The organism is Streptomyces sp. NPDC026538 (assembly GCF_055567535.1).
This window is the reverse complement of sequence record NZ_JBVHQG010000007.1, coordinates 23,238-39,136: the sequence shown is the minus strand read 5'-3', so window position 1 is coordinate 39,136 and position 15,899 is coordinate 23,238. Positions and strand designations below refer to the sequence as shown.

The following is a 15,899-nucleotide window of genomic DNA, read 5'->3' as shown; positions in this document are numbered from 1 at the left end:
GCTCTCATGCGTGACATGACCGAGGAATTCGGGCAGCGGGCCACCGCCGAGGCGATCGAGCGCGGTGGCGGCGGGCTCGGCGTGGACGACCTGCTGGCCAGGGTGATGCAGGCCGCCACCGGTGCGGACTCCGGTGCCGCCCCCGCCCCGCTCCGGGACGTGGACGGCGTGGCCGCCGCCATCGCCGCCGCGGCGGGCCGCCATCTGCCCGCGGGACACCTGTCGCCCGACGCCGACTTCTTCGACGCGGGGGGCACGTCCGTGCACGCTGTGGAACTCGTCGCGGAGCTGGAGGGCGAGCTGGGCATCGAGTTCGACCTGGACGAGGTGTTCGCCGACGCCCGTCCGATCAGTCTCGCCCGGCGCTGGCTGCAGGCGACCGGGGCCGAAGCGTCGAGCGAGGCCACCCCGCGGGCCGTGCACGCAGGCACCCCGGCGCCCACCGTCCAGGGCACTCCGCCGGTTCCGGTCGCCGGTGCGCGGCCGGCTGCCGGGGCAGGTGCTGTTGCGGCACCTGGCACGCTGCCGCTCTCCGCAGCGGGCGCTCGTCCGGCTCTCGCCCCGCGCACCCTTCCGATGCCGACGCCGCGCACCTCACCGGCGCCTCGCCCCCATGCCGGCAGTGGCGACGAACGGTACAGCAGGGCCTGTCGCGAGGACCTCGAGCAGATCCTCGCCGATCTGAGCCTCGCCGACCGCCTGCCGTTCGCCGACGTGCCCGAGCCGCTGCCGCCCCGCCGGATCCTGCTGACCGGCGCCACCGGCTTTCTCGGCAGTCACATGCTGCTCGACCTGCTCCGGCACAGTGACGCGCATGTCCATTGCCTGGTCCGTGCGGCCGACGAGGAGGCGGCCGTCGCCCGGCTCGGCGAGGCGCTGAAGAGTCACCGACTGCCCTGGTCGTCGGAGGTGCGGCGCCGGGTGACCGTGCTGCCCGGCGACATCCGGCGGCCGCGGCTCGGCCTGTCCGACGAACTGTGGCACACGCTCGCCCACGCACTGGACAGCGTCGTGAGTGTGGCCGCGGCCGTGGACTTCCTGCGCGGCTACCAGTCGCTGCGGGCGAGCAACGTCCTCGGCGCGCTCACCCTCGCCGAACTCGCGGCCACCGGGCGGCCCAAGCCGCTGCACCACATCTCCTCGATCGCCGTGTTCAACGAGGTCGGCATCACCTCCATGGGCGAGGACGACCCACTCGCCCACGTCGACCGGCTCGTCTCGGGCTACGACCAGTCGAAGTGGGCCGCCGAGGCCGCCCTGCGCCGTGCCCGCGATCACGGCCTGGTCGTCACCGCACTGCGCCCCGGCGGCATCGGCGGTCACACGAAGACCGGCGCCTACAACCCGCAGGACCTCAGCAGCGGCCTGATCTCGGCCTTCGGACGCTTCCGCACCGTACCCGCTTTCCGCTACCTGAACGCGGCCCCGGTGGACTGGGTGAGCCGGGTCGCCGTCGCCGCGATCTGCGAGCCCGACGCCTGGGGCTACGACTACAACCTCACCGGTGTGCCGAACACCCTCGACGACGTCGTCCGTGACATGGCGCTCGGAGGTATGCACGTGCGCGTCCAGGACTGGGACGAGTGGCGCGCCGACGCTCTGGCCCGCCTGGAGGCCGAGCCGGTCCCCGAACTCGCCTTCCTTTCCAGGGTGTTGCGCAGCCCTACCGCCCTCAAACTGTGTGAGGCGACCCTGAAGGGCCCGGCGGCCGAAGGCGCACGCACCGCCGCGCTGGTCGCGGCGCTGGGGCTGCCGCCCGCGGCCCGCTACGACGCGCAGGCCCAGCTCAGCACCTTCGAGCGGCTCGCCCAGGACGGCCTCGCCAAGCTGCCACACAAGGACGACCAGCCCTACTTGTGGTTCTCGGAGACGACGGAGGGCAGCGTGGGACCGGTCGGCGCCTCCGCCGACACCCCCTGCTCCATGGCGCTCACCCTCTCCATCGCCGGCATGTACCAGCTGGTGAAGGAGCGCCGGGTTGACGTGACCGGCGAGGTCGTCTGCACCGCCGTACATCCCGAGCCGCTGACCGTCGAGCGCGGCGACGTCTGGATCCGCCCCGAGGAGGGGATCCCGCAGCAGCACGGACTCAGGCACCAACTCCTGCGCTACCGGCTGCGGTTGCGCGACGCCGACGGCGGCCACTGGTGGCTGGAGGGTCACAAGTACGCCCGGGCCCGCCGCGACCTGTGGCGGCAGACCCGCGCGCTGACCGTGCGGATCGGCCGCGAGGGCGAGGCGGCGAGCCTGGCGGGTGAGGTCGTCGTGCCGGCGGACTCCTACGTCCGCGACCAGATCGACGGAATCAAGGTCGACCCGCGTCTGACCAGCCAGGAGAAGCGGGCGGCCAAGCTGACCTGGCTCGCCTGGTTCGGCCTGGAGATGGGCCGCGGCCTGCTCGGCCCCTTCGCCCGCGCCGCCGCGGACCTGCTCGACCTGCGCCGCACCCCGACCCCCACGGAGCGCCACCGATGATCTTCAGGACGACCACCTCCCGCGCCGGCGGGTCGGCGCTGCCCCGGGTCAGGACCACCGCGGCCCTGCGCCCGCTGCATCACCGCCTCGACCCTGCCCGCGTCGAGGAGATCCCCTTCTGGGCGGACGACGGCGTCCGGCTCGGCCTGACCCGCATACACACCGGCGCCGCGGACCGCCCCGCCGTGCTGCTCCTGCACGGACACACCGCGTCCGCCGACATGTTCCTGCTGCCGGAGACCCGCAATCTGGTCGACGTTCTCCTCGACGACGGCTACGAGCCCTGGCTGCTGGACTGGCGGGGCAGCTGCCGGTTGCCGTACAACGAGACCGGCCAGAGGTACACGTACGACGACGTGGCCCTGTACGACATCCCTGCGGCCGTCAATCACGTCCGCGAGCGCGTGGGCGACCGCCCGGTGTTCGTGGTCGCCCACTGCATCGGCTCGCTCACGCTGTCCCTGAGCATGGCGGCGGGCCTGGTGCCGGGCCTCGCCGGCGTGGTGTCCCAGGGTGTGTTCCTGACGCCGAAGCTGGCAGGCCGGACATCGCTGCGGATGTCACTGGCGGGGGAGCTGCTGAAGACGCGGATCGACCACATCCCGGTCGACTTCCGCAAGGTGGGCCTGTGGTCGAAGTACACCCCGTTGTTCGCTCTGGCTTCACGGGAGGCGAGCTGCCCGGACCCGACCTGCCAGATCCTGCACAATTCCGCCTGGGGCACGGGCGCCTCGCTCTTCGTGCACGAGAACCTGTCCGAGCCCACCCACGACCGCCTCGCCGACCTCCTCGGCCCCGCGCCGCTGTGGATCCTGCCCCACCTGCGCCGCATCGAGCTGGCCCGCAGCGTGGTCCGCTGGCACGAAACCGACCACCGCTACCGTCAGCTGCCGCCCAATGCGCTGGACGCGGCCAGCCGGATCGACACCCCCGTGCTGCTGCTCGCCGGCAGCGACAACGGGTTGTGGCTGGACTCCCAGCGGCTTTGCCACGACGTACTCGCCGAGCGCCAGCCCCAGTTGGACGTGTCCTACACCGAGATCCCCGGTTACGGCCACCTGGACACATTCCTCGGCCGGGGCGCCGCCCTGGACGTCTTCGGTCACATCCTCGATTTTCTCGGCGGACGGCGGTGACGGCCGGCTGGCCGGCCGACGACAACCAGGGCACCATGTTCATGGCTCTCACCTGTGGCGACGCCGAATGCGCGGTTCACACCCGCTTCCGGCGAGGGAGACGCAGAGCGTCTGCCGCGACCGGGGGGTGCCGAGGCCGGACGAGGCGAACGGGGCGGAGTGCTGCAGGCTTGCGGGTGCGGAGGAGGGGCCCAGCCAGTTGTCGGCGTGCGCTGAAAGAGCTCTCAGAGGCCGAGCCCGCCTTGAGTCACGACACCCGTATCGTCAGCCGTCAACTTCCCCCACCGACACCGACCGGCCGACCTGGGCCGCCTACGAAGAGACTCGGTACCTGGGCACCGTCCACAGTCGGTTCGACCTCGACGGACGCTGGCACGTCCAGTCCCTGAACGAGCGCCACCTCAGCCTCGACGATGCCCTCCGCGCCCTGCGTCGACCCGCCACCTGGGCAGCCGACTGAGAACATGTCGGCCGGTGGGCTCGCGGCATCCTGAGCGACCCGCACCTGCGCGTCCTCGACGTGCAGACCACCAGGCTCGACACTGAGCCGTTTTCAACCTTGGTTTGAGCAGGCCATGTGGAGGGTGAGGACGGCCTGAACAAAGGTGGTGATGCGGGTGGTGCTGCATCGCAGCTTGCGCAGCAGTCGCCAGGTCTTGAGTGTGGCCATGGCCTGCTCGCCCAGTGCCCGGATTTTGGCACGGGCCCGATTGACCGCCTGCTGACCTGCGGAGAGCTTCTCCCATCGCCCGCGGTAGGGCACACGGACGGTTCCGCCGGCTCCTTGGTATCCCTTGTCGGCCCAGCAGCGGACGCCGGCCTCGGCCAGGGAGTCGGGAATGCCGTGTTCGCGGGCCGCGCGAAGGTCGTGAACGGCTCCGGGCAGCGCGGGTGAGGCCTGCCGGGTCGGCCAGGACTTGGACGTTCATGCCGTGTCTCTTGTGTTCCCGGAATAGAAGGGCTGGTCAGCACCGATGCGGTCGATCGGCAGGAGAGTTCCGTCCAGGATCACGAAGGCTTTGCGGGAGGCGGCGCGCACCGCTTGGGCGAGGTCGGGAGCGAGGGCGGCCAGCAGTTCGACGGCCTCGCTCACGTACCGGTAGACGGTGCTGAGGCTGATGCCGAACCCGGTGGCCAGCTGGGCGTAGGTGTGTCCGCATCGCAGGTGGGCGAGGACCAGCAGGGCCTGTCGGTCCGTTCCGAGTCGGCGCCACCGTGTTCCGCGTTCACGGCGCAGGGCTGTCAGCTTCCCGGCCAGGAACCGTAGGGCTGAACTGGACAGATCGAGTCCCGATGGGTAGACAAGCATGCGAAGCGCTCCGGGCGGACAGGTTGATCTTGGTCGACAACTCGTCTACCAGGAGCTTCACTTGGTCATACACTCGGTGCCCCGCTGCCGTGCGACCTGAGGTGACCTGGACAGGGGGCGGAGGCTCCGCACCGGTCTTCAGAGCACAGGCAGCGGAAGCGCCACCCGTCGTCCCAGACCGAACTCCTCGGCCTCGTCGTTACTGACGACCGCAACTGCTCCTGCAGGGACCCCGGGCAGCGTGGCCACGCGGGACGCCACTGCCAGCAGATCCCTCTCACCGGCTCCGGCGACGAAGAAGACGTAGACGTCCCCGTCCTCCTCTCCCTCATCGAAGACTTCCACGTCACCCTGGTCTTCGAGACCGGACAGGAAGTCCTCGACCTCCTCGATCCAGGGAAACGGGTAGGAACCGTCTTGATCCAGTCGCAGCTGGCGAGCGTGTGGATCACAGCCGCGTCGATGTCCGGGTTCGCGTCGAAGTCGAAGGTCCGCAGGGACTTGTCCCGGGGGAATCCTGCCGCCTTGATCCGCCGTTCCGAACGGCGCCGGGACCGGTCATCGCACTCGGCCATCAGCAGCTCGGCGAGGAAGCCGCGGTAGGTCATCTGGTCCTTCAATGCCCGGTCGGCGATGTCGGAGAACTCGTTTCTGATCGAGGGGAGCCGCAGCAGGCGGCAGGCGGTGTCGATGGCCGTGGTGGCGGCCTGCTCGGTCAGTCCTCGCTGGCGGGGCAGGGTCACTGTGCTTCTCCCTGGCGGTGTTCACCGCCGCTGGCGCGGCGGCGTCGGAGCACTTGGTCGTAGTGGGTCACCGAGGGCAGAGGCCTGGTGTCCGGGGGAAGATGCGCGAGCCGCCACTCGTGCAGGAACGTCACCGTGGCCGCGCCGCCAGCGTCCGCCGGCGAAGGGTGCCCGGCGGGTTCGTCCTCGCCCTGGGCGACCTTGCGGGCCTCCAGCGCGACCGCGTCCGCGGTCAGGGCCCCGGCCCGCAGAGCCATTGCGAGGCCTGCGACCAAGTGCTCGTGCGAGATGTGGCGGGCCAGCAGCAGCACCTCGATCAGGGCCCTGGTTCCGGCGGTGTCTCCGTGGGCCCTGACCGCCGCGGCCCACCAGGCGTCATGGACCGGGGTGAACTTGCCCGCCGAGCGGGCCTGTTCGAGCGCCGTCGCGCCGGGGAAAGCCCCCAGCTTGCGGATCAGGGCCTCCAGGTAGTGGTCCAGATCCAGGCGGCAGCCGCCCTTCGCGATCAAACGCTCATGCCGGGCAACTTCCACGTTCCGGTCGTAAACCACCAGGTGAGAAGCGTGAAGCACAACCCGGACCCGCTTGCCGATCAGCCGGACCGGAACCGAGTACCGGTTCGTGCGGACCGCGATCTGGCTGTAGCGGTCGACCCGCGGAGTGAACAGCCGACCCGTCTCGAACGGCTCTTCGGGCAGCGGCATCAGCAGCGGCCGCTCGACCTGGAAGTACTCGTCGATCGTCCGCGGCCGCGAACCGATCCGGCGCCGGCCGTCATGCAGGTCCCACTGGTCGACGAGCTCAGTTCAGCTCGGCCAGCGAGTCGACCTCGGGCACCGGTGTGAATTGGTTGCGGCGGAAGTAGCCGATCTGCCCTTCCACTCCGCCCTTCTCGTGGGCGCCCTCGATGCCGGGCCGGCAGTAGAAGCTCTCGAGCTGTGCTGTCCGGCGTCTGCAGCTCCTCCAGCGAGCGGATCTCTGCCACGGTTACGACCTCCTGTGTGGGCAACCCACCAGAATGCATGAGGAGTTCACACTGCGCCATCGCTTTTGTTGCTGCTGGATGAGGGCGCGATTCGCCAATCGTGCCTGCCTCGCAGTGTCCGCCCGTACGCTCGCCGCGGGGTTGGGACGACACGTGAAGACCCGCGAAGAAGCCGAGCCCACGGCGGCCCCTCAGCGAGTGACGCCTGCTCCAAGGGGAGTGCACCCGGCCAGGACTTCGGCAGCGCCCCCTGCGATGGCGCGGGTGGTGCTGAAGTTGACCTGACGAGACGGATTCCGTTGGGAGCGGGCTGGGTGATATGACTACGTAGGGTTGATCTTGCGTTACGGCACGCTGCGGGGGGTGCCCCTATCTCTTTCGTCAAGCTGGGTGAGGATGGTCGGCATGACGGATCGGGATCGGTTGGGGCGGGCCGCGGTGCACTCTGCGGCTGGCGGTGGAGACGTGGACGGCCTGAGGGCGCTGTTGGCTGAGGGCGCCGACCCTGGGGCTGTTGATGCCGAGGGTTGGACTCCGCTGCATTTTGCTGCTCAGGCTCAGGTGCCCGCTGCCGTCGAAGTCTTGCTGGCCGCGGGTGCGGCGGTCGATGTCGTGGACCGTCATGGCAATACGCCGTTGTGGAGGGCGGTGTTCTGTTCGCGGGGCGAAGGCGGGACGATTCGGCTCCTTGTGGAAGCCGGTGCTGACCCTGACCGCCGAACGGGCGGCCAAGGACCAGATGACCTACCGCGGCTTCCTCGCCGAACTGCTGATGGCCGAGTGCGACGACCGGGCCAGACGCCGCTCGGAAAGGCGGATCAAGGCAGCCGGCTTCCCGCGGGAGAAGTCGTTGCGGACCTTCGACTTCGAGGCCAACCCCAACATCGACCCGGCCACCGTGAACACGCTGGCCAGCTGCGAGTGGATCAAGAAGGGACAGCCGCTCTGCCTGATCGGCGACTCCGGAACTGGTAAGTCCCACATGCTCATCGCTCTGGGCACCGAGGCCGCCATGAAGGGCTACCGCGTCCGCTACACGTTCGCCACCAAGCTGGTGAACGAGCTGGTCGAGGCCGCCGACGAGAAGCAGCTGAACAAGACCATCGCCCGCTACGGCCGCGTCGACCTCCTCTGCATCGACGAACTGGGATACATGGCACTGGACCGGCACGGCGCCGAGCTCCTCTTCCAGGTTTTGACCGAGCGCGAGGAGAAGAACAGCGTCGCCATCGCCTCCAACGAGTCGTTCGGCGGCTGGACGAAGACCTTCACCGATCCCCGTCTGTGCGCCGCCATCGTCGACCGGCTCACTTTCAACGGCACCATCATCGAGACCGGCACCGACTCCTACCGTCTGGCCAGCACCCGAGCCCGAGCCGAACACGCAGAAGCGGGCTGCCCACCGCTTCACCGCCTGGCCGGCAACCGCTGAGGGCCGGCCAGGCCGAGATTATCCGAGCGGGACACGCCCTGCAACCCGGGGACCAGCGTCCAGATGAGCTGCGATCCGCGTGATCGTCCTGGCGTTGTCCTCGAACAGATGCGCCTGCATGCCCGCCGCCTGGGCCGCCTCAACGTTTACGGCGAAATCGTCGATGAAGAGGCAGCTCTCCGGCCGCACCTCCAGGCTGGCGCATGCGGCCTCGAAGGCACGTGGGTCCGGCTTCTCGATGCCGATCTCGTGCGAGTACACGATCTTTTCGACCAGTTCGTCGAAGTGGTACAGCGCCGTCTCCCGCACCCGGGCACCGACGAAGCTGTTGCTCAGGATGCCCAGCCTGCAGCTTCCCCGCAGCCCTCGCACATAAGCGATGAGTTCCTCGTTAGGCGTCCCCAGGTATTCCGCCCAAAGATCCGCCATGAAGGCTTCCACCTGGGACGCATCGAGCTCCAGGCGTGCTGCCACCTGCTCGTGAACCTCTCGTTCGCTGATGCTCCCGATGCTCCCGGCCTGCCACACGTCGCACATCCGCTCGTGCACAGTGCCCGGCGACAGCACCAGCCGCTCTTCCCACCGCTGCACGCATCCTGTTTCCGGCGTGATCTCCAGCACGCCACCGATATCAAGAATGACGCAGGTCTCCGTCACTCGAACTCCCCCCTCTTCGTCCGGCCGGCTGGCGAGCGCACACCGCCCGCTCATGTGATCTATGGAGACACTGTTGTCCTTCCTGCTGGGGCAAGGTCAAGCGATCTTGGAACCTTGTGGCAGCCCTGTTGCGAGCCGCGACACGACTCGGCTGCATCAGCAGGTGCCTTCAAAACTCATGACGATCTGCGGAGTCCTCGGCCGAGCGACGACGTCAGAACTCGTCAACAAACGCTGTCGCAAGAAGTGAACGAAGCCAGCCTGGCCAGGGTGTGTTGGGTGAGCGTGCGGCGCCGCGCGGTGGCTGCAGCTGCGCGGTGAGTTCCGGTCCGCCGAGGGCTTCGCTACCCGTCCAGCGCCGTCCGCACTGCCGGATCCGCCGCCAGCTCCTCGTAGATCCACGGGGCGTTGAGCGGGGCCTGGTTGCGGGTGCGGGTGGTGAGCAGTGAGCGGGTTTCCTCGCGGGCCCGGTGCGTGGTGAGCGTGCCTGCTCTGCGGTGGGCCAGGATCGTGCGGATCCGGTCGAGTTCCTCGTCCTCTGCGGTGTCCGGCGCGTCACCCTCGGCGCCCGCAGCCGGGTCGTCGGCGAACAGGCGGGCCGCCGCATGGCGGATCAGCACCTCCGCGCGCAGCATCGCGGGTGCGTCCGACGCGTCTCCCAGTGCCAGTCGCTCGGCGCGGGCCAGGACGTTCACGGCCTGCTGGTGGGCGTCCTCGGCGGCGTAGACGGCGCTCAGGTCGATCAGCGTTTCCAGCACCCGGGGACGGTCGTTGCCACGCTCCCACCAGTCGGCTGCGACCTGGTAGAGATGGACTGCCGTGGCCGGGTCGTCGAGCAGCGCGGCGGTGCGGGCCGCGTTGGTGTGGCAGTTGGCCGTGTTCCAGGGGTCCTCGGCCTGCTCCCACAGCGCAGCACCGCGCCGGTAGAGGCCAAGCGCCTGCTGCAGATTGCCCGCGTCCTCCTCGGCGACCCCGCACTCGTTGCAGGCCATCGCCCGGTGTTCGCTGCTGCCCCAGCGGTCGGCCAGCTCCACGGACTTGCGGCCCCAGCGCAACGCCTCGTCGGTGTTGCCGGCCCGGCGGGCGATACGGAAGTTGTTGATTGCGACGGGGACGGCGGCCGCGGCCCGCCCGGTCGTGGTGAGCGTGTCGGCGGCGCGTTCCCCGGCGCTCAGCGCCCCGGCCCAGTCCTCCGCCTCCCACAACAGCATGCTCAGCTTGAACTCGGCCTCGGCGACCCGGACCGGCAGCCGGTGCTCCCGGGCGAGCTCGACGGCCTTCCGTGCCGCCGCGACCGCGGCCTTAAGCGCCTGGCCCGACCGCAGCGTGTCCGCGTTCAGAAGACAGGTCTTGACGGCTTCCTCGGGATCCCCGCGGCGCAGATGCAGGGCGATACGATCGTCGTTGACGTCGACGACCGCGTCGAGTTCACCGCGTGCCGAGTACAGGACATGCAGCCCGATCATCAGTTCCGTGGCCATGTCCAGCCAGCCGTTCTGCTCGGACAGGGACAGCGCGGCGTGAAAGCGGCTCGGGTCGAGCTCGCCGATCAGCTGCGCCCCGTACCGCTGGTCGGTGATCTCCGCCAGCCGGTTGACCAGATACGCCACCCCGGCCCGCTGGAACTCCTGAATCTCCGCGGGCGGTTCGGTGAGGTCCAGCTGCTCGCGGGCATATAGCAGGACCAGGTCGTACAGGCGGAAGGTGGCCAGCAGCGCACCGGCGGGCAGCCGGACGAGGTCCTGCCGGGCCAGACTTCGATCCACCAGCCGGTTCAGCAGCAACTCCTGCCGCATCGCGGGCGCCTTCAGGCAGTGCCCGAGCTCCGCCCCGCTGACCGCCGCGCCCGGCGCCGCCGCGATCAGCCGGAACACCCGCTGGGCCGGCGGGTCCAGGGCGTCGTGGCTGAGCCGGATGGCTAGGCGCACGGCGCGGTCCCCGTAGGCGAGGGCGTCCAGCCGGACCGACTCCTCCTCCAGGAGCTGGACGAGATACGAGGCGGGCGGTCCCGAGGGATGGGCCAGCCGCGCCCCGGCGATCCGCAGCGCCAGCGGCACATCGCCGCACAGCTGCGCCACCCGGTCCAGCGCGGCGGGTTCGCAGGCGTCGGGGCGTTCCTGGCAGCAGCGGATGAGCACCGCTACAGAATCAGGTCTTGCCAGCGGACCTACATCGAGGACCAGCCCGGGGTCGGCGTAGTCCTGGGCGCGGTCGCGCGAGGTGACGATCAGAGCGCAGCCCGCCGGTGCCTTGACGAACGGCCGGACATGGGCGGCGTCGGCGGCGTTGTCCAGGACGAGCAGCACGCGGCGCTCGTGCAGGGCGGCGGTGAGTGCCGCGAGCTGCCGGGCGTCGTCCGTCAGTTCCGAGCCACGGTCCAAGCGCAGCGCCTCACTGATGATGCGTACCACCGTGCGGGCGTTCAGCCGGGCCTCGGGCATCAGGCCGCGCAGGTCCACGTAGTACACGCCGCCCGGGAACGCGGGGGTGAGGGCGCGGGCGGCCTCGACGGCCACGGTGGAGGTGCCGGCGCCGGGCTGGCCGGAGAGGAACGCGGTGGCCGATCCGTACCGTGTCATCCGGCGGTCGATCGCGCGGGCGAGACGGGCCACCAGCTCCTCGCGTCCGGCGACGCGCGGGTCGGGTGCGGGCAGCCGGCACATCTGGACGGCCACGGCGGCGAGTTCGGCGCGGCCGGGGGCCGGTCCGGGGACGACGGGGGCGCTGTCCGTGTCGTCGGCGGCGGGTGGGCGGGGCGGGACGAGCACGGCTTCCACCGATGCGGAACGGATCGGCGGCAGCAGGTGCAGCAGCGCGTGCAGGAAACCGGACAGCGGGATGCCGTCCCCGTCCAGCAGCGCCTCGCGCAGACAGCTCCGGCAGGTGTCGGACAGCTCCGTGAACATGCCGCCGGGCAACTCATCGGCCAGCACTCGCCGCACACTCCCGAGCAGCGCCCGCGCCGCGTGCGCCGCCATCTCGTCCGCCGGCCCCGGCAGCGGTGCGGACCAGCGGTGCAGCGCCTCGTCGTGGTCGGCGAGCCGGGGCAGCAGAACGCGTGGTTCCAGGCCGCGCAGCCGCAGCCGACGGCGGAACTCGTCGGTCTCCCGTCGGCTCCAGGCGCCGGCGGCGGCCCGCTCCAGGATTTGGCCGAGCAGGTCCTGGAGCGGGCCGTCGCCACGGCAGGTGTCGTCGATCGCGGTGAGCACCAGGGCGGCTTCGCGGGCCGTTTCCGCTGCTCCGGTCACTGTGGTGCGGGGCGCGGGGGTGGCGTCGTGGGCCGAGATGAGGGTGCCCGGCTCGTCGCCGAGGGTCAGCCGGCTGCGTACGGTGATTTCGGCCGGCCCTTCGAGCAGGTGGGTGAGGTCCTCGGTTCTGGCCACCCAGACGGAGTCGCGCAGCCAGCCGTCGGCGCTGTTGTAGCGGGCCGAAACCACGCCGAGCACCACTCCGTCGGTCAGCCGGAGTACGGGGGCGCCGCTCATCCCGGGCAGCAATGCGGACGAGGACAGCCGGCCCAGCGGGACACCATCTCGTACCGTCCAGCCCTGCCAGCTGCCGGTGGCATGCAGGAAGCGGTAGTCGTGCCCGGGATCGTCCACCCCGGCCACGCCGTTCACCACCACACCGGTCAGCAGCCGCACCGCGTCCGTGGGTGCCCACCCGGGGACGGACTCCTCCAGCGGCCGGGCCCGGCGCAGCACCGCCAGATCGCGTACGTCGTCGACCGCGGTGACCTTCGCCCACTCGGCGGCCGCCCCACCGCCGAGCGCGTCGGTCCGCACCTGTGCGCCGGGGTACCCGCAACCGAGCCCGGCCAGCACATGCCAGGCGGTGACGACAATGCCGGGCGCCACCTGGAAACCGGTGCCCGCCGGTGCGCCGTCGGGGCTCAGTACGCGTCCCAGACTGCGCGGCACCCGGGGATGGCGCGTCGCCGCCTCCATCATCGACCCCCCGACGGCGCTACGCGGAGGCGTCCGGGACAGCGGCGCTCCGGTAGGTCATCCGGACCACCAGCGACGCCTCACCGGCGGCGGCGGCCACGATGACGTTCCCCTGCGCCGAGAACTTCAGCCCGAACTCGACCTCGACCTGCTCGGGCCGGACCGCGCGCTGGTGCAGCCGGTCAATCGCCTGGGCGGCGGAGGTCGCGATCTCCACCACGGCGTCGCGAGCATGATCGAAGGACTCCACGACCTGGCGGCCTGCTTCCTGCAGCCGTGAGGTGGGCTGCGATCCCGGCACGGGCACGGTTTCCACCAGCACCTCGACCGCGCCCACCCGTAGAGGGATCAACCGGTTTGTCATGCAGACAACTTGTCACAAGCAGCCCGGCGTTGTCCCTGCAGACGGCTGGATCCGTGGGCTGTCGGTAACGGGTGCGAGGGTGGCTTCCACACGCGCCGGGGCCGGCGGCGACCGGTGATCGTGCCGTGTATCTGCAGACTGTCGAACACGCTGCCAACCAGTGGGCCACGGCTTGGGCTTGGCTCCGGGTCGCCAAGTGCCGATGCTCGCGCGCGCGGTGGTCTGCCCGGCTGGGCCTCGTAGGGACTGAAGTGCAGGCGTGTTCGGGGTTAGGACCTGTCCGGCGGATCTTGCTGGTCACGTGGTCTGGGCACCGGGCATGATGCTGCAGTGGATGAGTGGGTAAATTTCTTCATCGCGCTTGATGACGAGTCGGCGGCTGCGGTCAAAGGCGTCAGCCTCCGCCCAGCGTTCAAGATCGTTCCTGTGGGTATCTACGATCCTGCGGACGCCGTAGTCGAGTGGGAGAGCCTCTTCACTGGAGACAGTCCGCAAGAGCTCATGCGGGCTGGCGAGCCGCAGGTGCTGACTGAGATCACGAACGATGGCTACTACGTCTTCGTGATGTCTGAGCGGCTCCAGGCCCTGCTCGCGACTGAGGATCCGCTGCGACTTGAAGATGTAGCTCTTAAGTGGTCGCACCTGCGGCGGGCTGATGGGGAGTTCGTCGAAGAAGGTGAGGCTGTCAGCCACCTTGCTGAGCTGGCATTTCTGGCCCGTACTGCCACTGGCCAGGGAGCACGGCTCTACTGTTCCGTGCGGTAGCGGTCTGGGAGGCACCACAGCCTGATCGAGGCGAGGGTGATCGTGCCGTGAAAGACGTATGCGCGCTTGTCGTAGCGCGTGGCAACGGCTCGGGATTGCTTGAGCCGATTGATCGTTCGCTCGACTTCATTGCGGCGCTTGTACATCTCCTCGTCGAAGCCTGCGGGTCGGCCTCCCCGGCTGCCGCGCCGTCGGCGGTTGGCCCGCTGGTCCCTCGGCTCGGGGATGGTGTGCTTGATCTGGCGTCTACGCAGGTAGAGGCGATTTCGGCGAGAGCTGTACGCCTTATCGCCACCCAAGTGGTTGGGACGCGTGCGCGGGTGCCCTCCGCGGGGGCGTCTGACCCGGATACGCTCCAGGACGGGGATCATCTGTGGGCTGTCGCCCCACTGGCCGGGGGTAACCAGTAGGGCCAGCGGCCGGTGTGACGGGTCGATAGGTCTGCGGTGGTCGGGGGGCCTTGACCCTTGATCCTGGACACACGAGACACTGGATCCTGAGGATCTGAGAACGGACATCTCGTGGTCATGAAGAACTATCCGCCGCAGTTCAAGGCGGACGCGGTCGCGGTGTACGAGTCGCGGCCCGAGGCGACGATCCGGCAGGTCGCTGCCGATCTTGGAATCAACCCCGAGACCTTGCGGAACTGGGTGCGGGCAGCCGGGGCCAGCCGGCCGCGGGGACGCCGGGCAGAGGTGCCGACCGAGCCGCCGACGCCGTTGGAGGCGGAGAACGCCGCTTTGCGCAAGAAGGTCCGTGAGCTGGAGGAGGAGCGCGAGATCCTGCGCAAGGCGGCGAAGTATTTCGCCGGGGAGACGCGCTGGTGAACCGCTTCCAGTTCGTTGCCGACCACCAGCGCCGCTACGGCGTGAAGCGGCTGTGCACCATCCTGGGCATCGCCCGCTCCAGCTTCTACTACTGGCGTGGGACGGCCGCGGACCGGGCCTCCCGGCAGGCGGCCGACGCCCGCCTCGCCGCCCGGATACGGGCCGTGCACCGCGAGTCGGACGGCACCTACGGCGTCCCCAGGATCACCGCCGAACTCCGCGACGCCGGCGAGCGAGTCAACCACAAGCGGATCGCGCGGGTGATGCGCAGCATCGGCCTGGCAGGCGTGCGGCTGCGTCGCAGGCACCGCACCACTGTTGCGAACCCGGCCTCGGCGAAGGCCCCGGACCTGATCGGCCGCGGCTTCACGGCAAGCGAGCCGAACACGAAGTACGTCGGCGACATCACCTATCTCCCGCTGGAGGGCGGGAGGTTCCTGTATCTGGCCACCGTCATCGACCTCGCCTCACGCCGCCTGGCCGGCTGGGCGATCGCGGACCACATGCGCACCGATCTCGTCATCGACGCCCTGGCCGCTGCCGAGCGGACCCGCGGCAGCCTCGCCGGAGCGGTCATGCACACCGACCACGGGGCCCAGTACACCAGCCGGGCCTTCGCCGACGCCTGCCGCCAGGCCGGCGTCCGCCAGTCCATGAGCGCGATCGGCTCCAGCGCGGACAACGCGCTCGCCGAGTCCTTCAACGCGACCTTCAAACGCGAGACACTTCAGGGCCGCAAGACCTGGCCCAGCGAACGCGAGGCCCACCTCGATGCGTTCCGCTGGCTCAACCGCTACAACACCCGACGCCGTCACTCCCGCCTCGGACAACGCAGTCCCATCGCCTACGAGACAGCCCTCGACACAACATCAACTATCCTGGCCCAAGCCGCATAGCCGGTGTCCAGGAGTCCGGGTCAAGGCCCCTCTACAGCGTCTTCGGCGCCCTGGACTTCACCGACCCGCGCACGATGCTGCCGGCCGCGGCCACCGCTCTTAAACCGGGCGGGCGTCTCGTGTACTCCGTACTCGCCCACTACCTGAGCGGAGCGCCCGCCGAACCCGAAGCAGTACCCGGCACCATCTCCGCACGGACAGCGGACGGCGAGAGGACCACCATGAACCGGTGGGTTCTCCAAGAGCCCGTATGGGCCAAGCTGCTAGCCGAAGCCGGATTCACGAAGATTACTTCCAGGGTGCTGCTGACCACCGCTGACGGACCGCGTACCGCCGACACGCTGCTGATGAGCGCCTACCGCC

Annotated in this window: 9 protein-coding genes and 6 pseudogenes; 6 read left to right on the top strand and 9 right to left on the bottom strand. The window is 69.8% G+C overall.

The genetic code is table 11. From position 1 onward, the window contains the following. The first annotated feature begins 15 nt into the window (after positions 1 to 15). Positions 16 to 2,475, top strand: a complete 2,460-nt coding sequence (locus ACZ4N4_RS26820) for a thioester reductase domain-containing protein (protein ID WP_467592979.1) — start codon at positions 16 to 18, stop codon at positions 2,473 to 2,475. Next, a complete protein-coding gene (locus ACZ4N4_RS26815) occupies positions 2,472 to 3,611 on the top strand; it encodes an alpha/beta hydrolase (RefSeq protein ID WP_467592977.1) in 1,140 nt (379 codons plus the stop codon). The genes ACZ4N4_RS26820 and ACZ4N4_RS26815 overlap by 4 nt, the downstream gene beginning before the upstream one ends. A gap of 553 nt (positions 3,612 to 4,164) precedes the next feature. Here ACZ4N4_RS26815 and ACZ4N4_RS26810 read toward each other — a convergent pair. The 5 genes and pseudogenes from ACZ4N4_RS26810 to ACZ4N4_RS26790 form a co-directional block, all read right to left on the bottom strand. After that, positions 4,165 to 4,920 (bottom strand): annotated as a pseudogene (locus ACZ4N4_RS26810) (transposase family protein). A gap of 138 nt (positions 4,921 to 5,058) precedes the next feature. Then, entirely contained in the window at positions 5,059 to 5,265 is a 207-nt protein-coding gene (locus ACZ4N4_RS26805) for a hypothetical protein (protein WP_467594370.1), read from the bottom strand. Positions 5,266 to 5,336: 71 nt separating this feature from the next. Next, a pseudogene (locus ACZ4N4_RS26800) lies at positions 5,337 to 5,663 on the bottom strand (ATP-binding protein); the annotation flags it as partial. Beyond that, a complete protein-coding gene (locus ACZ4N4_RS26795) occupies positions 5,660 to 6,172 on the bottom strand; it encodes a hypothetical protein (protein WP_467594367.1) in 513 nt (170 codons plus the stop codon). The pseudogene ACZ4N4_RS26800 and the gene ACZ4N4_RS26795, both read right to left, overlap by 4 nt. Before the next feature lie 36 nt (positions 6,173 to 6,208). After that, positions 6,209 to 6,367, bottom strand: a pseudogene (locus tag ACZ4N4_RS26790) (Mu transposase domain-containing protein); the annotation flags it as partial. A 677-nt stretch (positions 6,368 to 7,044) separates the two neighbouring features. Here ACZ4N4_RS26790 and ACZ4N4_RS26785 point away from each other — a divergent pair. Both ACZ4N4_RS26785 and istB read left to right on the top strand, forming a co-directional pair. Then, positions 7,045 to 7,326: pseudogene (locus ACZ4N4_RS26785) on the top strand (ankyrin repeat domain-containing protein); the annotation flags it as partial. A gap of 37 nt (positions 7,327 to 7,363) precedes the next feature. Next, positions 7,364 to 8,080 (top strand): annotated as a pseudogene (gene istB / locus ACZ4N4_RS26780) (IS21-like element helper ATPase IstB); the annotation flags it as partial. A gap of 18 nt (positions 8,081 to 8,098) precedes the next feature. On the opposite strand, the gene ACZ4N4_RS26775 reads toward istB, so the two are convergent. The 3 genes from ACZ4N4_RS26775 to ACZ4N4_RS26765 all read right to left on the bottom strand — a co-directional run bounded on the left by ACZ4N4_RS26775 (position 8,099) and on the right by ACZ4N4_RS26765 (position 13,048). After that, positions 8,099 to 8,737 (bottom strand): HAD family hydrolase, encoded by a 639-nt coding sequence (locus ACZ4N4_RS26775; protein WP_467592974.1) that lies wholly within the window; start codon positions 8,735 to 8,737, stop codon positions 8,099 to 8,101. 344 nt (positions 8,738 to 9,081) lie between these two features. After that, the gene (locus ACZ4N4_RS26770; protein WP_467592971.1) at positions 9,082 to 12,657 is read right to left on the bottom strand and encodes a trypsin-like peptidase domain-containing protein; all 3,576 of its coding nucleotides are present in this window, start codon (positions 12,655 to 12,657) and stop codon (positions 9,082 to 9,084) included. 46 nt (positions 12,658 to 12,703) lie between these two features. Further along, positions 12,704 to 13,048, bottom strand: coding sequence for a CU044_2847 family protein (locus ACZ4N4_RS26765; RefSeq protein WP_453580099.1), 345 nt, complete (start codon positions 13,046 to 13,048; stop codon positions 12,704 to 12,706). Between the two features lie 330 nt (positions 13,049 to 13,378). Here ACZ4N4_RS26765 and ACZ4N4_RS26760 point away from each other — a divergent pair, with 330 nt between their 5' ends. Further along, on the top strand, positions 13,379 to 13,813 hold the full coding sequence (locus ACZ4N4_RS26760; RefSeq protein ID WP_467592969.1) for a hypothetical protein: 435 nt from the start codon (positions 13,379 to 13,381) through the stop codon (positions 13,811 to 13,813). Here the strand turns inward: ACZ4N4_RS26760 and ACZ4N4_RS26755 are convergent. Continuing rightward, positions 13,795 to 14,235: pseudogene (locus ACZ4N4_RS26755) on the bottom strand (IS5 family transposase); the annotation flags it as partial. The gene ACZ4N4_RS26760 and the pseudogene ACZ4N4_RS26755 overlap by 19 nt on opposite strands. A gap of 99 nt (positions 14,236 to 14,334) precedes the next feature. Between ACZ4N4_RS26755 and ACZ4N4_RS26750 the strand changes: the two are divergent. Continuing rightward, positions 14,335 to 15,536, top strand: a protein-coding gene (locus ACZ4N4_RS26750) for an IS3 family transposase (RefSeq protein WP_467592966.1) whose coding sequence is annotated in 2 segments (ribosomal slippage) — positions 14,335 to 14,620 and positions 14,620 to 15,536 — 1,203 coding nt in all. Because the reading frame shifts where the segments join, the coding sequence is not laid out codon by codon here. The last annotated feature ends 363 nt before the right edge of the window (positions 15,537 to 15,899 follow it).

Bases quoted from the DNA above. Each gene is read 5' to 3' on its own strand.
- ACZ4N4_RS26820 (WP_467592979.1), top strand. From the start codon at position 16: ATGACCGAGGAATTCGGGCAGCGGGCCACCGCCGAGGCGATCGAGCGC.
- ACZ4N4_RS26815 (WP_467592977.1), top strand. From the start codon at position 2,472: ATGATCTTCAGGACGACCACCTCCCGCGCCGGCGGGTCGGCGCTGCCC.
- ACZ4N4_RS26765 (WP_453580099.1), bottom strand. From the start codon at position 13,048: ATGACAAACCGGTTGATCCCTCTACGGGTGGGCGCGGTCGAGGTGCTG.